The organism is Brevundimonas aurifodinae (genome assembly GCF_040195595.1).
In the GTDB taxonomy this organism is placed as follows: domain Bacteria; phylum Pseudomonadota; class Alphaproteobacteria; order Caulobacterales; family Caulobacteraceae; genus Brevundimonas; species Brevundimonas aurifodinae.
Genome location: NZ_JBEGDD010000006.1, coordinates 50,187 through 66,771, shown reverse-complemented (window position 1 = coordinate 66,771; position 16,585 = coordinate 50,187). Strand labels below are relative to the sequence as shown.

The following is a 16,585-nucleotide window of genomic DNA, read 5'->3' as shown; positions in this document are numbered from 1 at the left end:
CATCGGGGGCTGGCGCTGGCTCAACTGACGAGCCCGCCGAGGAATTGGAACAGGTTCAACTTTTGCAGGTCGTTCCAGGTCGCGAACAACATCAAACCCGCCAGCAAAGCAAGACCGACCCGATACCCCGCCTCCTGAACCGCGGCCGCGACTGGTTTCTTCGCCACAGCCTCATAGGCGTAGAAAACCAGGTGACCGCCATCCAGAACCGGGATGGGCAACAGGTTTAGAAAGCCGATTCCGATCGAAAGTATGGCGGCGAAGCTGGTGAGGGTCAGAAGCAGGTTGATCGTCGTGGCCACCGGGTCCGGATTGGCCGCGACGGCGGCGTTGGTCAGGGCCCCCGACGCCTTGGCGATGCCCAGCGGTCCGCTCAGCTGATCGCCGCTCTCGCGGCCGGTGAAGATGCGTCCCAGATAGGTCAGGGTGGTGCCCAGGATGTCCCCGGTTTCGCGGAACCCCTGGCCGACGGCCTGGATCGGGTTGTAGCGGACCTGGCGCGCTTCCGCCCGCGACGAGGCCAGGGCCAGGCCGATCCGGCCGACCGTGACACGACCGGCGATCGGGTCGTCCTGCACCTGGCGCACCGGGGTCGCGACCAGTTCGATCTGGCGGCCCTGACGCTCGACGGTGAATCTGACGGGATCGCCGCTCGACAGGCTGACCTTGCGGGTCACCTCGCCGGCATCGGAAATGTCGCGCCCATCCAGGCCGGTGATCAGATCGCCCGGCAGGAAGCCGGCCGCCGCTGCGGGCGATCCGGGCGTGACCTCGGCCACCCGGGCCGGACGCAGTTCCACGCCGACCAGCGAGAACAGCACCGTGAAGATGGCGATCGCCAGCACGAAGTTGGCGAACGGCCCCGCCGCCACGATCAGCATCCGCTGCCAGACGGGCTTGAAATGGAAATAGTCGCGTTCGGCCCCGACCCCGTCCCGGGCCACGATCTCGCGCTTCAGTGTATCCAGCCCTCGGCTGTCAGGCACGCTAGAGGCGTCCATGTCGCCCGAGAACTTCACATATCCGCCCAACGGCATCCAGCCGACGCGCCACTCGATGCCGTGCCTGTCGGTCTTGCTGAAGATCGCCTTGCCGAAGCCGATGGCGAACCGGTCGACCTTCACGCCAAACGCCCGCGCGACCCAGAAATGGCCCAGTTCGTGGATGGTGACGATCACCGTCAGCACCAGCAGGAAGGGCACGATGTAGATCAGGACCTGGGTCAGGGCGTCCAGCATGCGTCGTCCACGTCTCCGTTTCCGTCAGGACCGTCGCCGTCAGGCGGCGAGGGCCAGGGTCTGGACGATGCCGGACGCGACGCGCCGGGCCTCGGCGTCCAGCGCCAGAGCCCCCTCGCAGCCATCGCCCGCGTGAGAAACCGCCCCCGTCGCCGTCATCCGATCCAGCGTTTCGGCGACGACTGCGGCAATATTGAGAAAGCCCAGACGGCGGTCAAGAAACGCCAGCGCCCCAACCTCGTTGGCGGCGTTGAACACGGTCGGCGCGCCCTTGCCGGCCTCCAGCGCCTCGCGCGCCAGCCGCAACGCCGGGAACCGAACCGGATCTGGGGCCTCGAACGTCAGCCGGCCCAGCGCCGCCAGGTCCAGACGGGGCGCGGGCCAGGCCATCCGGTCAGGCCAGGCCAGGGCGCAGGCGATCGGCGTCTTCATGTCCGGCGGCCCCATCTGGGCCAGGGTCGAACCGTCGACGAACTCGACCAGGCTGTGGATGATGGATTCCGGGTGGACGACCACGTCGATCTTCCCGGCCGGCATGCCGAACAGATAGGCCGCCTCGATCATCTCCAGGCCCTTGTTGGCCATGGTGGCGCTGTCGACGCTGATCTTGGCCCCCATGCTCCAGTTGGGGTGGGCGACGGCCTGTTCCGGCGTCATGACCGCCATGGCCTCGCGCGAGGTCTGGCGGAAGGGACCGCCGGAGGCCGTCAGTACCAGCCGCGCGACCTGTTCGGGCGCGGCGGCCGGAAACACCTGGAAGATGGCCGAGTGCTCGGAATCGACCGGGATCAGCCGCCCGCCCGCCGCCGTGACCCGCCCGATCAGGCTGGAGCCGCAGCAGACCAGGCTTTCCTTGTTGGCGAGGGCCAGGGTCGCGCCGGTCGCCGCTGCCGCCCAGGCGGACTTCAGCCCGGCCGCACCCACGATGGCGGCCATGACCAGATCCGTCGGCCGCGTCGCCGCCTCGGTGATGGCCGCCTCGCCCGCCACCGTCGCGATGCCCGTGCCCGCCAGCGCCTCGGTCAGTTCGTTCAGCCGCGTCCCGTCGGCCGTCACGGCCACCGCCGGTCGCCAGCGCCGCGCCTGCTCGGCCAGCCGGGCGATGTTGGCCCCGCCCGTCAGGGCCACGACCTGGAACCGTCCCGTGCCCGCCGCTTCGGCCTGATCCATCAGGTCCAGCGTCGAGGTCCCGACCGAGCCGGTCGAGCCCAGCACTGTGATGCGCTTCTCGATCATGCGGGTCCGTCCAGCATCATGGCTCCCAATCGCCCCGCCGCGATGACGACGGCGGCGAACATCAACCCATCGACCCGATCCAGCAAGCCGCCGTGCCCCGGGATCAGCCCGCCCGCGTCCTTGACCCCGAAACGCCGCTTCAGGGCCGATTCCCACAGGTCGCCCGCCATGGTCGCCAGGGCCCCGGCCAGTCCCAGCGCAACGCCCCACAGCGGACTGGACAGGCCCAACGGCAGGAAACTGGCCACCAGCCATCCGGCCGCCGACCCGGCGATCAGGCCGCCGACGAACCCCGACCAGGTCTTGTTGGGCGAGTAGCGGGGCCACAGCCTGGGACCGCCGATGACGCTGCCGACCAGGAAGGCCATGACGTCGGACGACCAGGCCACCACGAAGACCATGATCGTCCAGCTCAGCCCGATGCCGGAATCGCCGTCCCGCAGCCAGATCAGCACGATGGCGGGCCAGCCGAGATAGAGCACGCCATAGGCCGCGTCGACGCCTTCGAGGCCCAGCCTGCGGGCATACAGGGCCACCGCCGCCGCGCCGAACACCAGCACCACCAGCGCCGGTGACATCTCGCCCGTATGGGCCGTGACGGTCGCCGCCATGATGGCCACGGCCACTGCGCCGGTGATCAGGTCCCGCCGTCCCGGCGCGCTCATCGCCGCCCATTCGCGCGCCAGCAGCACGATAGCCGCCAGGATGATGGCCAGGAACCACAGGCTGCCCGCCCAGATGGCCAGCACCGCCAGGGGTGCCAGAACCAGGGCCGACGCCGCCCGAATGCCCAGATTGCGCAAAGACACCATCAGCCGGCCGCGAGCACCGGCCGGGCCGCGATCGCGCCGAAGCGCCGGTCCCGCTGCCGGAACTGCCGCACGGCGTCGCCCAGGGCCTCGGCTCCGTAATCGGGCCACAGCACGTTCTGATAGACCAACTCGGCATAGGCCGCTTCCCACAACAGGAAGTTCGACAGTCGCTGCTCGCCCGAGGTGCGCACGATCAGATCGACCGGCGGTCCTCCCGCCGTCGACAGGCCCGCGCCCAGCGCCGCCTCGTCCAGCGGACCCGTCGCCTGCCCGGCCAGCAGTTGATCGACGTACCTCTGGGCCGCGTCGACGATGTCGGCCCGACCGCCGTAGTTGAAGGCCACCTGCAGCAGGAAACGGCTGTTGTGCGCCGTGGTCCGCTCGGCCCGCTCCACGATGGCCGCGATGTCGGCGGGCAGGCCCGTGCGGCGGCCCAGGACCCGGACGCGCACGCCCTCGCGTTCCAGCCGGTTCAGGTCCGAGGCGACATAGGACCGGACCAGCCCCATCAGGTCCGAGACCTCCTCGGCCGGCCGACGCCAGTTCTCGGTGGAAAAGCCGAAGACCGTCAGGCACTCGATGCCGAAATCCGGGGCGGCCTGCACCGTTCGCTTCAGGGCCTGGACGCCCTCGCGATGACCCATGGCCCGAGGCAGAGCGCGGGCCTCGGCCCACCGCCCATTGCCGTCCATGATCAGGGCGACATGCCGGGGGCCCGCATCCGGGTCCGGCAGGCCGACGGGATGGGCCGTCATCCGTCTGTCCAGTCCTGTCGCAGCGTCCGAGCCCGGCTCAGACCTGCATGATTTCAACTTCCTTGGTCTTCAAGGCTTCGTCGATACGCTTGATGGCCGCATCGGTGTCCTTCTGGACCTCGGTTTCCATCTTTTTCTGCTCGTCCTGGCTGATATCGCCCGCCTTCTCGGCCTTCTTCAGGTCGTCGTTGGCGTCGCGGCGCACGTTGCGGACGGCGATCTTCTGCTGCTCGGAGTATTTGCCGGCCAGCTTGGCCAGATCCTTGCGACGCTCCTCGGTCAGGGGTGGCACCGGGATACGCAGCGTCTGGCCGTCGACGATAGGGTTCAGCCCCAGGTTGGCGTTGCGAATGGCCTTTTCGACCGCCGACACCATTCCCTTGTCCCAGACACTGACCGAGATCATGCGCGGCTCGGGCACGCTGATGGCGGCCACGGCGTTCAACGGCGAGGTCGAGCCATAGGCCTGGACCTGCACCGGATCCAGCAGGCCGGCGTTGGCGCGCCCGGTGCGAAGGCCGCTGAACTCCTCCTTCAGGGCGTCGACGGCCTTGTCCATGCGGTCGCGATAGGTCTTCAGGTCAGGCTTGGCCATGGCAGGGTCTCCGGTTCGTTTCTTATGGCTTATCAGGCGGCGGCGGCGGGCGCATCGCCGATGATGGTGAAGGTCCCCTCGCCGTTCAGCACCTTGCGCAGCGAATCTTCCTCCCGGATCGAGAAGACCACGATCGGGATCTTCGACTCGCGCATCAGGGCGATGGCCGAAGCGTCCATGACGCGCAGATCGCGGCTCAGCACGTCCTGATAGGTCAGGGTGTCATAGCGGGTCGCGGACGTGTCCTTCTTGGGATCGGCCGAATAGACGCCATCGACCGAGGTCCCCTTCAGCAGGGCGTCGCAGCCCATCTCGGCGGCGCGCAGGGCGGCGGCGGTGTCGGTCGTGAAATACGGGTTGCCGGTGCCGGCGGCGAAGATCACCACCCGCCCCTTCTCCAGATGGCGCACGGCCCGCCTGCGGATATAGGGCTCGGCGATCGCGGCCATGGGGATGGCGCTCTGCACCCGCGTATCGACGCCGATCTTTTCCAGAGCGTTCTGCATGGCCAGGGCGTTCATGACCGTGGCCAGCATGCCCATATAGTCGGCGCTGGCCCGCTCCATCCCCGCGGCCGCGGTCGACAGGCCGCGAAAGATGTTGCCGCCGCCGATCACGAGGCAGACCTGCACGCCGCTCTCGATCACGCGGGCGATGGCGGCGGCCACGGTGTCGACCGTGTTCATGTCGATGCCATAGCCTTGATCCCCCATCAGGACCTCGCCCGACACCTTCAGCAGCACCTTCTTGTAACGCGTGGAGGGGCTGTCGGCGGGCATGGCTGTCTCGGTCTCAAAGCGGAATCGGGCGGGCCATCATAGACGAAGGGCGCGTCCGGCTTCAAAGCCGAACGCGCCGATCACGCATTTGGATGATCCGCGCCGGGGCGAGGCATCAGTTTCCGCCCGGGAACGGGAAGGGATCGGTGTCGGTCGGACGGGTCGGCAGCGGCATTCGCGGCAGGGGCTCGTCGCTGTTGGCCGCGCTCAACAGCACACTGGCCAGGATGACCGCCGCCTGACGCAGGTCCTCGGGCTTCAGATGGTCATAGCTGTCGAGCGAGCTGTGATGCAGCCGGCTGCTGTAATCCAGCGGGTCCTGAATGAACTGGAAGCCCGGAACGCCGACGGTCTGCAGATAGACGTGGTCGGTCCCGCCGGCCGAGCGCGGCGACACCGTCGTCGCCCCCATGCTGGCGAACGGCTCCAGCCAGTCTTCCAGCACCGGCACGGCGGCCAGATTGCCCTCGGCGTTGATGCCGCGAATCCGGCCCGATCCGTTGTCGAGATTGAAATAGGCGACCAGGTCCGAATAGCCCTCGCGCGGCTGGATCGGCCAGCGGGCGCGCCAGGTGCGGTTGTTGGGCAGGGCGGCCAGGGCCGGGTCTTCCAGCGGGGCGCGCGTGGCCAGGTGCCGGTCGACATAGGCCAGCGAGCCGAACAGCCCCTGCTCCTCGCCGTTCCACAGGGCGAAGCGAATGGTGCGCTTGGGCCGGACGTTCAGCGTCCGCAGGATGCGCGCCGCCTCCATGACCACGGCCGTGCCCGCCGCGTTGTCGACGGCCCCGTCGGCCGCCACCCAGCTGTCGAAATGGGCGCCGGCCATGACGTATTCGCCCGACCGGTCCGTGCCGGGGATGTCGGCCAGCACGTTGTAGGCGTTGATGTCCTCATCGTGGAAACGAACCTCGCTCATCATCTCCACGGTCGGGGCCGTCCCCGCGATGGACAGCCGCACGAGGCGGCGATAGTCCTCGGCCGCGATCTCCATGCCCGGCAGGGTCGGCGTGCGTCCGACGTGGTGTGTATAGCCCGCGCCGTGCACCAGGCCGCCGTCCCGGTACGCCATCCGGATCCAGCCCAGTGCCCCCTCCTCGGCCAGGAAGGCGTCCAGCCGCAGCGGGAAGTCGTCGCGCGAACTGCTCTGCACGCCGCGTTCGGTCGCCGCATGATTATGTGTCGGCTGTCCATAGACGTTGCGCTCGGCCAGCTCCGCGTCGGTCAGGCGTCGGAACGCCGGCTCGGTCGGATCCGGGGCCACGGTCGGGGCCGAGATCAGGACGATCTTGCCCGCCAGCTTGCCGCGCCATTTCTCCAGATCACCCGGCGTCGCCATGGGGGCCAGGATGACCTCGCCCGACACCGTCCCGTTCGTGCCGGGTGTCCAGGCCACCGGGATGGCCCTGAGAGCGATCGGACGCGGGCTCGTCATGCGGGCGCTCGATTGCACGATCGACCAGCCGCGTCCGAACTCGAAGCCTTCGGTGCGAACGTTCGACAGGCCCCAGTCGCGAAAGCGTTCCTGCGCCCAGCGTTCGGTCTCGCGCATCTGCGGCGAGTTGGTCATGCGGCCCCCGATCCGGTCGGTCAGATGGGCGGCGGTCTGCATGACCTCGGAATGGTTGAAGCCCTGGTCGACGATCCGGTTGACGGCGGCCCGATCGACCTCCTGGGCCTGGACGGGTCCCGCCATCAGGACGGCGGCGGCGGAAACAGCGGCGAGAAGACGGATCAAGAAAAAGCCCCCGGACAAACAATCAGGCGGGCATTTGGCCCGAGACCGACTTGGCTGCAATTCAAAAGCGAAAGGGGCCGGCGATCGCTCGCCGGCCCCTTTGTATTCCGTCCGAGGTCGGATCAGGGTTGCGGGGCCATCATCGAGGCGACTTCCGCTGCGAAGTCCGGTCCTTCGACCTTCTCCACGCCCTCGCCCAGCGCCAGCCGGACGAAGCCGGCCAGATGCAGACCGGGCGCGCCCAGTTCCTTGCCGGTGTCGGCGACCAGCTGCTCGATGGTCACGTCCGGGTTCATGACGAACGGCTGTTTGGTCAGAACCACGTCCTTCTGGAACTTGGCGATCTGACCGGACACGATCTTGTCGATCATGTTCTCGGGACGGCCTTCTTCCTTGGCCTTCTCGGTCAGGACCTGACGCTCCTTCTCGATCGCGGCGGGGTCCAGGTCGTCGGTGTTCAGCGACAGCGGGGCGGTCGCGGCGACGTGCATGGCGATCTTGCGGCCCAGCTCGCGCAGCGCGGCCTTGTCGCCGCCGCCGTGCAGGGCGACCAGCACGCCGATGCGGCCGACGCCCGGCGAAACCGCGTTGTGGACGTAGGAGGCGACCACGCCCTCGTCGACCGACAGGCGGGCGGCGCGGCGCAGCTGCATGTTCTCGCCGATGGTGGCGATCATCTGGGTCACTTCGTCCTGAACGGTCTTGCCGTTCTCCAGCTCGGCGCCGTGCAGGGCCTCGACGGTGTGGTGCTCCAGACCCAGCTGGGCGAACGACTTGGCGGCGTTCTGGAACAGGTCGTTGCGCGCGACGAAGTCGGTCTCGGCATTGAACTCGATGGCGGCGCCGACTTCGCCGGCTCCGACTTCCTTGGACGCGACGGCGACCAGGCCCTCGGCGGCGACGCGGTCGGCCTTCTTGGCGGCCTTGGACAGGCCCTTGGCGCGCAGCCAGTCGATGGCGGCGTTGATGTCGCCGTCGGTTTCCTGCAGCGCCTTCTTGCAGTCCATCATGCCGACGCCGGACTTGGCGCGCAGTTCCATGACGAGGGCGGCGGTGATCTCGGCCATTTCTGGTCTCCTGGGGTATTCGATGCGGTTGAGGCCGGGGGTTAGCCCGGCCTGATGTCAGTTTCTCGACAGGTCAACTCCGCCATTCTCCCTCCCCCTCGGGGGAGGGTGGTCGGACCCCGGACTTGATCCGGGGGGAGACCGGGTGGGGCGGGCAAGGCAAGCCAGACTCAGATCGCCTGTGTATCGCCTTGCCGCCCCCACCCGGCGCTGCGCGCCTGCCCTCCCCCGTCGGGGGAGGGAGAGGATCAGGCGTTGGCCTGTTCGGTCTCTTCGACGGCCGGAGCCTCTTCGCCCGAGGCGGCCAGCATTTCCTCGGCCACGGCCTCGGCGCCCGCCGGAGCGGCGTCGGCCGCGACCGGAGCGGCGTCGGCCGCGACCGGAGCGGAGGCTTCGCGCAGCATCGGCTCTTCCGGGTTCTCCATGGCCCCAAGGTCGATGCCCTGGGCCGAGGCGCCGGCGGCGAGACCGTCCAGAACCGCGTCGGCGATCAGGTCGCAATAGGTCTGGATGGCGCGCGCGGCGTCGTCGTTGCCCGGGATCGGATAGGTGATGCCGTCGGGATCGGAGTTGGTGTCCAGGATGGCGATGATCGGGATGTTCAGCTTGCGGGCCTCAAGGATGGCGATCGCCTCCTTGTTGGTGTCGATCACGAACATGATGTCGGGGATCGAGCCCATGTCCCGGATGCCGCCCAGCGACAGTTCCAGCTTGTCCTTCTCTCGGGCCAGGTTGACCAGTTCCTTCTTGACCCGGCCTTCGCCGCCGCGCTCCAGAATGCCTTCCAGCTCGCGCAGACGGGCGATCGAGCCCGAAACGGTCTTCCAGTTGGTCAGCGTTCCACCCAGCCAGCGGTTGTTCATGTAATACTGGGCGCAGCGCTTGGCGGCCTCGGCGACCGGCTCGGCGGCCTGGCGCTTGGTGCCGACGAACAGCACGCGACCGCCCTTGGCGGCGACTTCGCGCACGGCCACCAACGCCTGGTGGAACAGCGGCATCGTCTGCGACAGGTCGATGATGTGGATGTTCGAGCGCGATCCGAAGATGTAGCGCTCCATCTTCGGGTTCCACCGGTGCGTCTGGTGGCCGAAGTGCGCGCCGGCTTCGAGCAGGGTGCGCATGGAGAATTCAGGCAGAGCCATCTGTGTTCAGTCCTTTATCCGATTGATCCGCCGCGGGCGCTAATAGGACCCTGCTGAGCCCCTCGGAACGGAGCGATCCGGGATGTCTCCCCGAACCGCGCCACGCCTCGCGTGTGAAGTGGGGCGCGCCTTACGCCGGATCGGGCCCGAACGCAAGCGAGGCCACGGTCGCCCGTGGCCTCGCCGGCTGTTTTCCGCTGGAGTCGCGGTCTACATCGCCTCTTGCAGCGCGCGGGCGCGTTCCAGATGCATCTCGATCTTGGGCACCACCTCGCGGGCGTGGGTGGCCAGTTGCGGCGCGTCGGTGTTGTCGGCGAATCCGCGGTGGAGCGTCAGCGCCTCCTGGTGGGCGGCGACCTGCTGATCCAGATAGACCTGGTCGAAGGCCGCGGCGTCGGCGGTACGCAGGTTGTCGATCAGGCCCTGGCGTCGCTCGTCCAGTTCGGTCGGCAGGGTGACGTTCGGCGCGGCCTGGGGCGCGAGGGCTGTCATCTTCTCGCTGGCCGCGCGGTGGTCCGTCATGATCATCTGGGCCAGTTCGCGCACCTGAGCGTTCTGGGTCCGCTCCATGGCGATCTCGGCGGCCTGAATTTCGTACATGTCGCCCATGGCGGCGTTGGGCACATAGCCGCCGACGGTGTTCGCGCCCATGGTCGCGGCCGACATCTGGCCGACGGGAGCCGAGGCGGCGTCCTGCACGGCGTTCACGGGGTCCTGATCCTCGGCCTGATTGCATCCGGCCAGCAGGGCGGCGCAGGCGGCACCGACGAATAGTGTTCTCAGCATGGTGGCTCTCCCTTCAAGCCCTGATCCAACTGGCGAGAACGGGCCTGGGTTCCCGGAGACGGCTCATCGTCCAAGGCGTGCCGTCGGCGACGCTCAGGCATCCTCCAGCATCAGCACGCCCGGCGCGGACTTCAGCGCGCCCCTCAACGCGCCATCCAGCCGATAGCGGCCGGGCAGCCTCAGTTCGATCTCTCGCCGGCCGTCCAGCGAGGCGACCAGGGTGATCTCGCCGCCCTTGCCCTTCGCCTCGGCCCGCGACAGCCGCGCCTGGATCGCCGCCGGGTCCGTGCCGCGCGAGGAGACGTGGACGCGCAGCTCGGCCACCGAGTCATCGACCACGGTGTCCAGCGGCCGGATCTCGTCGGCGAAGAACCGGACCTCACCGTCCGCCGACTTGGCCCGGACACGCACCAAGAGCGCCGCCCCGACCTCCAGCATCTCGCGGCTGGTCCTCAACAGGTCGGCTCCGACCAGGCATTCGAACTCGCCGGTCGGGTCGGAGAAGGCGCAGAAGGCGAACTTCTCGCCGGTCTTGGCGCTCGCCCGCTCCTGACGACGACGAACCACCCCGGCCATCAGGAAGGCGGTGTCGCCCTGCTCGGCCCGCTGCACCGCCTCGGCGGCGAAGGTCACGCGCTTCCGGCGCAGCGCCCCCTCCATGTCCTCCAGCGGGTGGCCGGACAGATAGAAGCCGACGGCCGACAGTTCGTGGTCCAGCCGCTCGGGTCCGACCCAGGGTTCGACCGCCTTCAGCCGGGGCCGCGCCGCGCTGGCCTGGTCCGCGCCGAACAGGCTGACCTGCGAGGAGGCCCGCTCGGCCGCCACGCTCTGGCAATAGGCCATCAAGACGTCGGCCTGTTCGAACAGCTGGCGACGGTTGGCGTGGATGCTGTCAAAGGCCCCCGATTTGGCCAGCCCCTCCAGCGCCCGCTTGTTGACCGCGCGCGGATCGACCCGTTCCAGGAAGTCGAAGATGTCGGCGAACCGGCCCCCGGTCTCGCGCACCTCGACGACGTGTTTCATGGCCTCGAGGCCTACGTTGCGGACGGCGCCCAGCGCATAGAGCACCGCGCCCGTCTCGCCCTCCCAGCTCACGTCGAAGTCGGCCGAGGAGGCGTTCACGTCGGGCGCCCTCACCGGCACGCCGAACTTTCGCGCGTCCTGATAGAAGACCGCCAGCTTGTCGGTATTGGACAGATCCAGCGACATCGAGGCGGCGAAGAACTCGACCGGATGGTTCGCCTTCAGCCAGCCGGTCTGATACGAAATCAGCGCATAGGCGGCGGCGTGGGACTTGTTGAAGCCGTAGCCGGCGAACTTGGCCACCAGGTCGAAGATGCCGCCCGACTGGGCCTCCGGCACGGACTGATCCGAGGCGCCCTTGATGAAGCGCGCCTTCTGGACGTCCATCTCCTCCTTCTTCTTCTTGCCCATGGCCCGGCGAAGAAGGTCGGCCTCGCCCAGGCTGTAGCCCGCCAGGATCTGGGCGATCTTCATCACCTGCTCCTGGTAGATGATGACGCCGTAGGTCTCCGACAGCGTCTCCTTCAGGCTGGGGTGCAGGTAGTCGACCTCGGCTCGGCCGAACTTCCTATCGATGTAGGTGTCGATCATCTCCATCGGCCCGGGCCGATACAGCGAGATCAGCGCCGTGATTTCCTCGATGGAGCCGCATCGCATCTTCCTCAGGGTGTCGCGCATGCCCTGGGATTCCAGCTGGAACACCCCGACCGTCTGGCCCGACGCCATCAGCTCATAGGTGGCCGCGTCCTCCAGCGGCAGCAGGTTGAAATCGACGGCCGCCCCGCGTCGCGACAGGTATCCGTGCGCCCGGTCCAGCACCGTCAGGGTCTTCAGCCCCAGGAAGTCGAACTTCACCAGCCCCGCCGGCTCGACCCATTTCATGTTGAACTGGGTCGCGGGGATGTCCGAGCGCGGGTCTTGGTACAGGGGCGTCAGCTCGACCAGGGGCCGGTCGCCGATGACGATGCCCGCCGCGTGGGTCGAGGCGTTGCGGTACAGCCCCTCCAGCTCCAGCGCGGTCTCCAGCAGGGTCGCCACCGCCCGGTCGTTGTCTCGCGCCTCCTTCAGGCGGGGCTCGATCTCGATGGCCTGGGCCAGGGTCGTGGGGTTGGCCGGATTGTTCGGCACCATCTTGGCCAGACGATCGACCTGCCCCAGCGGCATCTGCAACACCCGGCCGACGTCGCGCAGCACCGCGCGGGCCTGCAGCGTGCCGAAGGTGATGATCTGGGCCACCCGGTCGCGGCCGTACCGCTCCTGGACATAGCCGATCACCTCCTCGCGTCGCTCCTGACAGAAGTCGATGTCGAAGTCGGGCATGGAGACCCGCTCAGGGTTCAGGAACCGCTCGAACAGGAGGCCGAACCGCAAGGGGTCGAGGTCCGTGATGGTCAGGGCCCAGGCCACCAGCGAGCCTGCCCCCGACCCCCGGCCCGGCCCGACCGGAATGCCGTGCGCCTTCGCCCATTTGATGAAGTCCGACACGATCAGGAAATAGCCGGGGAAGCCCATCTGGACGATGATCCCGACTTCCCACTCCAGCCGGGTCCAGTATTCGGCCTCGGGCACGGCGGGGGTGACCTGCTTCAGCCGCGCCTTCAGCCCCTCGCGCGCCTGATGCAGCAGTTCCTCGGGCTCGGTGCGCCCATCCCCGGCGTCGAAGCGCGGCAGGATCGGCGGGTGGGTCTTGACCAGAAAGGCGCAACGCCGCGCGATCTCGATGGTCGCGTCGCAGGCCTCGGGCAGGTCGGCGAACAGGGCCCGCATCTCGGCCGCCGTGCGGAAATAGTGCTGGTCCGTAATGCGGCGGCGGTCTTCCTGGCCGGTGAAGGCCCCGTCGGCGATGCACAGCAGGGCGTCGTGCGACCGCGCCTGCTCGCGCTTGGCGTAGTGGACGTCGTTGGTCGCCACCAGCGCCGCATCGTTGGCATAGGCCCATTCGACCAGCCCCCGCTCAGCCGCCACCTCGTCCGGCAGGCCGTGGCGTTGCAGCTCGACATAGAAACGGTCGCCGAACACCCGCGCCATCTCGGCCAGCGCCTCGGCCGCGTCCTTTGGCTTGGACTGGACGAACAGAGGGTCGACCGGCCCGTCGGGCCCGCCGGACAGCAGGATCAGCCCCTCGGACCGGGCGGCGACGGCCTCCCAGGGCACATTGGGTTCCTCGTCCCCGGCCTCCAGATAGGCCATGGACGACAGGGCGCACAGGTTCCGCCATCCCGCCTCGGTCTGGCAGATCAGGACCACCGTCGGGATCTTGGACCACCGCTCCGACCGGCGTCCGCCGATGCCGGTAACCGGCAGGGCGCAGGCGATCAGCGGTTGCACCCCCGCCCCCTTGGCGGCCTCGGAGAACTCCAGCGCCCCGAACAGATTGGCCCGGTCCGCCACCCCGACCGCCGGCATGCCGTGATCGGCCGCCAGCTTGCCGACCTTCCCCGCCTTGATCGCGCCCTCCAGCAGCGAATAGGCCGAGCGGACGCGAAGATGGACGAAGCCCTGGGATGGCTCAGACATCGCCATCCTCATTTCTTTTGGCCCCGCCCTCGGCCCCTTCCTCTCCGCTCATCCCCGCGGAAGCGGGGACCCAGTCCTTGGCATCGAGGAGGTCTCCGAGCCGAAACGCGTCCATCAGATCATCCCACGCGGGGTTCACGGACTCGATCAGCTCCAGCTTCCACACCCGGAGCCACTTCTTGATCCGCCGCTCCCGCGCGAAGGCCGCATCGCGGCTGTCATGGATTTCGTACCAGACCAGCCGATCCAAGCCGTACCGCGCCGCAAACCCGTCGAACGCCTTGTCCTTATGCTGATGCACGCGGACCCTCAGGTCCTCGGTCGAGCCCGCATAGATCGTCCCGTTCCGCCCGCTCGCCACGATGTAGGTGAAGAAGCTCATCGGTGTTGGTTCGCGGCTCTCACTGGGTCCCCGCTTTCGCGGGGATGAGCGGAAGGGGGGTGGATCAGCGACTCATCTCGCCAGCAGGGCGACCTGCCACACCATCCAGACAAAGCCGCCGCACGATGCAAGCGACAGCGTCTCTCGAACCACCTTGGTCATCGCCTTATCCCCAGATTGCATGTTCCGGGAATGTTCTATGTTGCGGATTTGTTCTCGTCAACAGCTTTGCCGACAGGTGCGGCCGACTTACCCCCGCGACCGCTCCACCGTATCCACAGCCGGGTTGGCCCTCAGCGCGGCCATGATCGTCGTCGCGTGCTTGGCGTCGGCCACCTCCACGTCCAGATCGACGTCGAAGAAGTCCGACTGACGGTGGGCCATCTTCAGGTTCAGGATGTTGCCGCCCGCCTCGCCGATCACCGTCGCCACCTGGCCCAGCACGCCCGGCGCGTTCTGGATGGTGGCCCGGAATCGGGCCATGCCGACGGCCCCCTGCTCAGCCTGGGGCGTCCATTGCAGGTCGTTCCAGACGCTGTCGTCGTCGGCGAAATCGGCCAGGCGCTGGCAGTCGATGACGTGGACGGTCAGGCCCTGTTCGGGCTCCAGGATGCCGACGATCCGGTCGCCCGGCACCGGGGTGCAGCATTCGCCGAAATGGATCGAGACGCCCGGCGTCAGCCCGCCGCCGCGCACGAACAGCCGCGCCTTGTCGTCGGCGATCTTCTTCTTGTCGGACCCGGTGACCAGCGTGCCCTTCAGCCCGGGGAACAGGGTCTCGGCGACCTTGTTGGCCGACAGCCGCCCGCGCCCGATGGCGTCGAACAGGTCGTCCTCGGTCGCCAGGGCCAGGGTCTCCAGCGCCGGGGTCAGCTTGACATCGGACAGTGTTTTACCCGCCCGCCCAAGCGTCTGCTCCAGGGTCGACTTGCCCAGCTTCTGGAACTCGTCGCGCTCCGATGAACGGATGTGGCGCCGGATCGCTGAGCGCGCCCGCCCTGTGACCGTCAGCGAGCGCCAGTCGGCCGGCGCCTCGCGCTTCTTGCCCCGGATGATCTCGACCACGTCGCCGTTCTGCAGCCGGGTGCGCATCGGCTTGAGCTCGCCGTTGATCTTGGCCCCCACGGCCGTATCGCCCACCTCGGTGTGGACGGCATAGGCGAAGTCCAGCGGCATGCCCCCCTGGGGCAGGGTGATCAGCCGGCCCTTGGGCGTGAAGACGAACACCTGATCCAGGTACATCTCCAGCTTGGCGTGCTCTACCCAGTCCTCGCCGCCCTCACCGTGCTCGATGACCTGCACCAGATGCCGCAGGTTCTGCAGGGGGTCGCGGCCCCCTTCCCGCTCCATCGCCTCCTGGTCGAAGCCGTAGGAGGTGTTCTTGTAGGCCCAGTGCGCCGCGACCCCGTCCTCGGCGACGCGGTCCATGGCTTCGGTGCGTATCTGCATCTCGATCCGCAGGCCACCCGGGCCCACCACCGTGGTGTGCAGGCTGCGATAGTTGTTCGACTTGGGCGTGGAGATGAAGTCCTTGAACCGCTCGGGCACCATCGGCCAGGCGCGGTGGATGACGCCGAGCGCGCGGTAGCAATCGTCCTCGGCCTCGACCAGGACGCGGAAGCCATAGATGTCGGACAGGGAGGAAAAGCCCACCGACTTCCTCTGCAGCTTCCTCCAGATCGAATAGGGCGTCTTCTGACGACCATAGACGCGGGCCTTGATCCCGGCCTCGGACAGGACCTGCTGAATCTCGGTCGAGACCCCCTCGGTCGCCTTGCCGTGCTCCAGCTTCAACGCCTCCAGCCGCCGCTCGATCGCGGTGCGGGCGGTCGGGTTCAGATGCTCGAACGCCAGCTCCTCCAGCTCCGAGGCGATGGAGTGGATGCCGATCGACCGGCCCAGCGGCGCATAGACCTCCAGCGTCTCGCGGCTGATCCGCTCGCGCTTCTCGGGCTTGACGTATTTCAGCGTCCGCATGTTGTGCAGACGGTCCGCCAGCTTGACCAGCAGCACCCGCACGTCGCGGCTGATGGCCAGGATGAACTTTCGCAGGTTCTCGGCCTGGCGCGTGTGCTCGGCCTGCAGCTCCAGCCGGCTCAGCTTGGTCACGCCCTCGACCAGGACCGCGACCTCCTCGCCGAACATGGAGGCGATGTCGTCCCGCGTCGCCGAGGTGTCCTCGACCACGTCGTGCAGCAGGGCGGTGACGATGGTCGCCGTGTCCAGCTTGTAGTCGGTCAGGATGCCCGCGACCTGGATCGGGTGGGCGAAATAGGGGTCGCCCGAGGCCCGCAGCTGCGAGCCGTGCATCTTCATCGCGTAGACATAGGCCCGGTTCAGCAGGGCCTCGTCGGCGGTGGGATCATAGGCCTTGACCGCCTCGATCAGCTCGAACTGGCGCAGGACCGTAATGCGCTTCGCCGCCGGAACGGCGTCCGACGGCGATGCAAGATCATTGGCGATGAGGGTCGGCGGCGGGGTCTTGCCGGACCGCGCCGGGAGGATGGTGATACCGTTG

14 protein-coding genes are annotated in these 16,585 nt (G+C 68.1%); all 14 read right to left on the bottom strand.

Features of this window, described 5'->3' with window-relative positions; all coding sequences use genetic code 11:
• Nucleotides 1-20 precede the first annotated feature (20 nt).
• Nucleotides 21-1,238 (bottom strand): M50 family metallopeptidase, encoded by a 1,218-nt coding sequence (locus ABN401_RS08505; RefSeq protein ID WP_349684411.1) that lies wholly within the window; start codon nucleotides 1,236-1,238, stop codon nucleotides 21-23.
• 39 nt (nucleotides 1,239-1,277) lie between these two features.
• Nucleotides 1,278-2,474: a 1-deoxy-D-xylulose-5-phosphate reductoisomerase gene (gene dxr / locus ABN401_RS08500; protein WP_349684410.1), complete on the bottom strand. Its 1,197-nt coding sequence runs from the start codon at nucleotides 2,472-2,474 to the stop codon at nucleotides 1,278-1,280.
• Entirely contained in the window at nucleotides 2,471-3,286 is an 816-nt protein-coding gene (locus ABN401_RS08495; RefSeq protein WP_349684409.1) for a phosphatidate cytidylyltransferase, read from the bottom strand. Before ABN401_RS08495 ends, dxr begins: the two co-directional genes overlap by 4 nt.
• Entirely contained in the window at nucleotides 3,286-4,041 is a 756-nt protein-coding gene (gene uppS, locus ABN401_RS08490) for a polyprenyl diphosphate synthase (protein ID WP_349684408.1), read from the bottom strand. Before uppS ends, ABN401_RS08495 begins: the two co-directional genes overlap by 1 nt.
• Nucleotides 4,042-4,078: 37 nt before the next feature.
• Nucleotides 4,079-4,636: a ribosome recycling factor gene (gene frr / locus ABN401_RS08485; protein ID WP_349684407.1), complete on the bottom strand. Its 558-nt coding sequence runs from the start codon at nucleotides 4,634-4,636 to the stop codon at nucleotides 4,079-4,081.
• A gap of 32 nt (nucleotides 4,637-4,668) precedes the next feature.
• Nucleotides 4,669-5,415: a UMP kinase gene (pyrH, locus tag ABN401_RS08480; RefSeq protein WP_349684406.1), complete on the bottom strand. Its 747-nt coding sequence runs from the start codon at nucleotides 5,413-5,415 to the stop codon at nucleotides 4,669-4,671.
• A 115-nt stretch (nucleotides 5,416-5,530) separates the two neighbouring features.
• Nucleotides 5,531-7,150 (bottom strand): M20/M25/M40 family metallo-hydrolase, encoded by a 1,620-nt coding sequence (locus tag ABN401_RS08475; RefSeq protein WP_349684405.1) that lies wholly within the window; start codon nucleotides 7,148-7,150, stop codon nucleotides 5,531-5,533.
• A gap of 122 nt (nucleotides 7,151-7,272) precedes the next feature.
• Nucleotides 7,273-8,217, bottom strand: a complete 945-nt coding sequence (tsf, locus tag ABN401_RS08470; protein ID WP_349684404.1) for a translation elongation factor Ts — start codon at nucleotides 8,215-8,217, stop codon at nucleotides 7,273-7,275.
• 248 nt (nucleotides 8,218-8,465) lie between these two features.
• Nucleotides 8,466-9,359: a 30S ribosomal protein S2 gene (gene rpsB, locus ABN401_RS08465; protein WP_349684403.1), complete on the bottom strand. Its 894-nt coding sequence runs from the start codon at nucleotides 9,357-9,359 to the stop codon at nucleotides 8,466-8,468.
• A 210-nt stretch (nucleotides 9,360-9,569) separates the two neighbouring features.
• Nucleotides 9,570-10,145 (bottom strand): DUF4142 domain-containing protein, encoded by a 576-nt coding sequence (locus ABN401_RS08460; protein ID WP_349684402.1) that lies wholly within the window; start codon nucleotides 10,143-10,145, stop codon nucleotides 9,570-9,572.
• A 93-nt stretch (nucleotides 10,146-10,238) separates the two neighbouring features.
• Nucleotides 10,239-13,691 (bottom strand): DNA polymerase III subunit alpha, encoded by a 3,453-nt coding sequence (dnaE, locus tag ABN401_RS08455; protein ID WP_432763538.1) that lies wholly within the window; start codon nucleotides 13,689-13,691, stop codon nucleotides 10,239-10,241.
• Complete coding sequence (locus tag ABN401_RS08450) at nucleotides 13,678-14,067, bottom strand: GIY-YIG nuclease family protein (protein ID WP_349684400.1); 390 nt, start codon at nucleotides 14,065-14,067, stop codon at nucleotides 13,678-13,680. The genes dnaE and ABN401_RS08450 overlap by 14 nt, the downstream gene beginning before the upstream one ends.
• A 72-nt stretch (nucleotides 14,068-14,139) precedes the next feature.
• Nucleotides 14,140-14,229 (bottom strand): hypothetical protein, encoded by a 90-nt coding sequence (locus ABN401_RS16410; RefSeq protein ID WP_490424184.1) that lies wholly within the window; start codon nucleotides 14,227-14,229, stop codon nucleotides 14,140-14,142.
• Between the two features lie 87 nt (nucleotides 14,230-14,316).
• Nucleotides 14,317-16,530 carry a RelA/SpoT family protein gene (locus ABN401_RS08445; RefSeq protein WP_349684587.1) on the bottom strand — a complete coding sequence of 738 codons (2,214 nt, stop codon included), beginning with the start codon at nucleotides 16,528-16,530 and terminating at the stop codon, nucleotides 14,317-14,319.
• Nucleotides 16,531-16,585: the final 55 nt, after the last annotated feature.

Excerpts from the sequence above, each read along its gene's own strand:
- ABN401_RS08505 (WP_349684411.1), bottom strand. The coding sequence starts at position 1,238 with ATGCTGGACGCCCTGACCCAGGTCCTGATCTACATCGTGCCCTTCCTG.
- dxr (WP_349684410.1), bottom strand. The coding sequence starts at position 2,474 with ATGATCGAGAAGCGCATCACAGTGCTGGGCTCGACCGGCTCGGTCGGG.
- ABN401_RS08495 (WP_349684409.1), bottom strand. The coding sequence starts at position 3,286 with ATGGTGTCTTTGCGCAATCTGGGCATTCGGGCGGCGTCGGCCCTGGTT.
- uppS (WP_349684408.1), bottom strand. The coding sequence starts at position 4,041 with ATGACGGCCCATCCCGTCGGCCTGCCGGACCCGGATGCGGGCCCCCGG.
- frr (WP_349684407.1), bottom strand. The coding sequence starts at position 4,636 with ATGGCCAAGCCTGACCTGAAGACCTATCGCGACCGCATGGACAAGGCC.
- pyrH (WP_349684406.1), bottom strand. The coding sequence starts at position 5,415 with ATGCCCGCCGACAGCCCCTCCACGCGTTACAAGAAGGTGCTGCTGAAG.
- tsf (WP_349684404.1), bottom strand. The coding sequence starts at position 8,217 with ATGGCCGAGATCACCGCCGCCCTCGTCATGGAACTGCGCGCCAAGTCC.
- rpsB (WP_349684403.1), bottom strand. The coding sequence starts at position 9,359 with ATGGCTCTGCCTGAATTCTCCATGCGCACCCTGCTCGAAGCCGGCGCG.
- ABN401_RS08460 (WP_349684402.1), bottom strand. The coding sequence starts at position 10,145 with ATGCTGAGAACACTATTCGTCGGTGCCGCCTGCGCCGCCCTGCTGGCC.
- dnaE (WP_432763538.1), bottom strand. The coding sequence starts at position 13,691 with ATGGCGATGTCTGAGCCATCCCAGGGCTTCGTCCATCTTCGCGTCCGC.
- ABN401_RS08450 (WP_349684400.1), bottom strand. The coding sequence starts at position 14,067 with ATGAGCTTCTTCACCTACATCGTGGCGAGCGGGCGGAACGGGACGATC.
- ABN401_RS16410 (WP_490424184.1), bottom strand. The coding sequence starts at position 14,229 with ATGACCAAGGTGGTTCGAGAGACGCTGTCGCTTGCATCGTGCGGCGGC.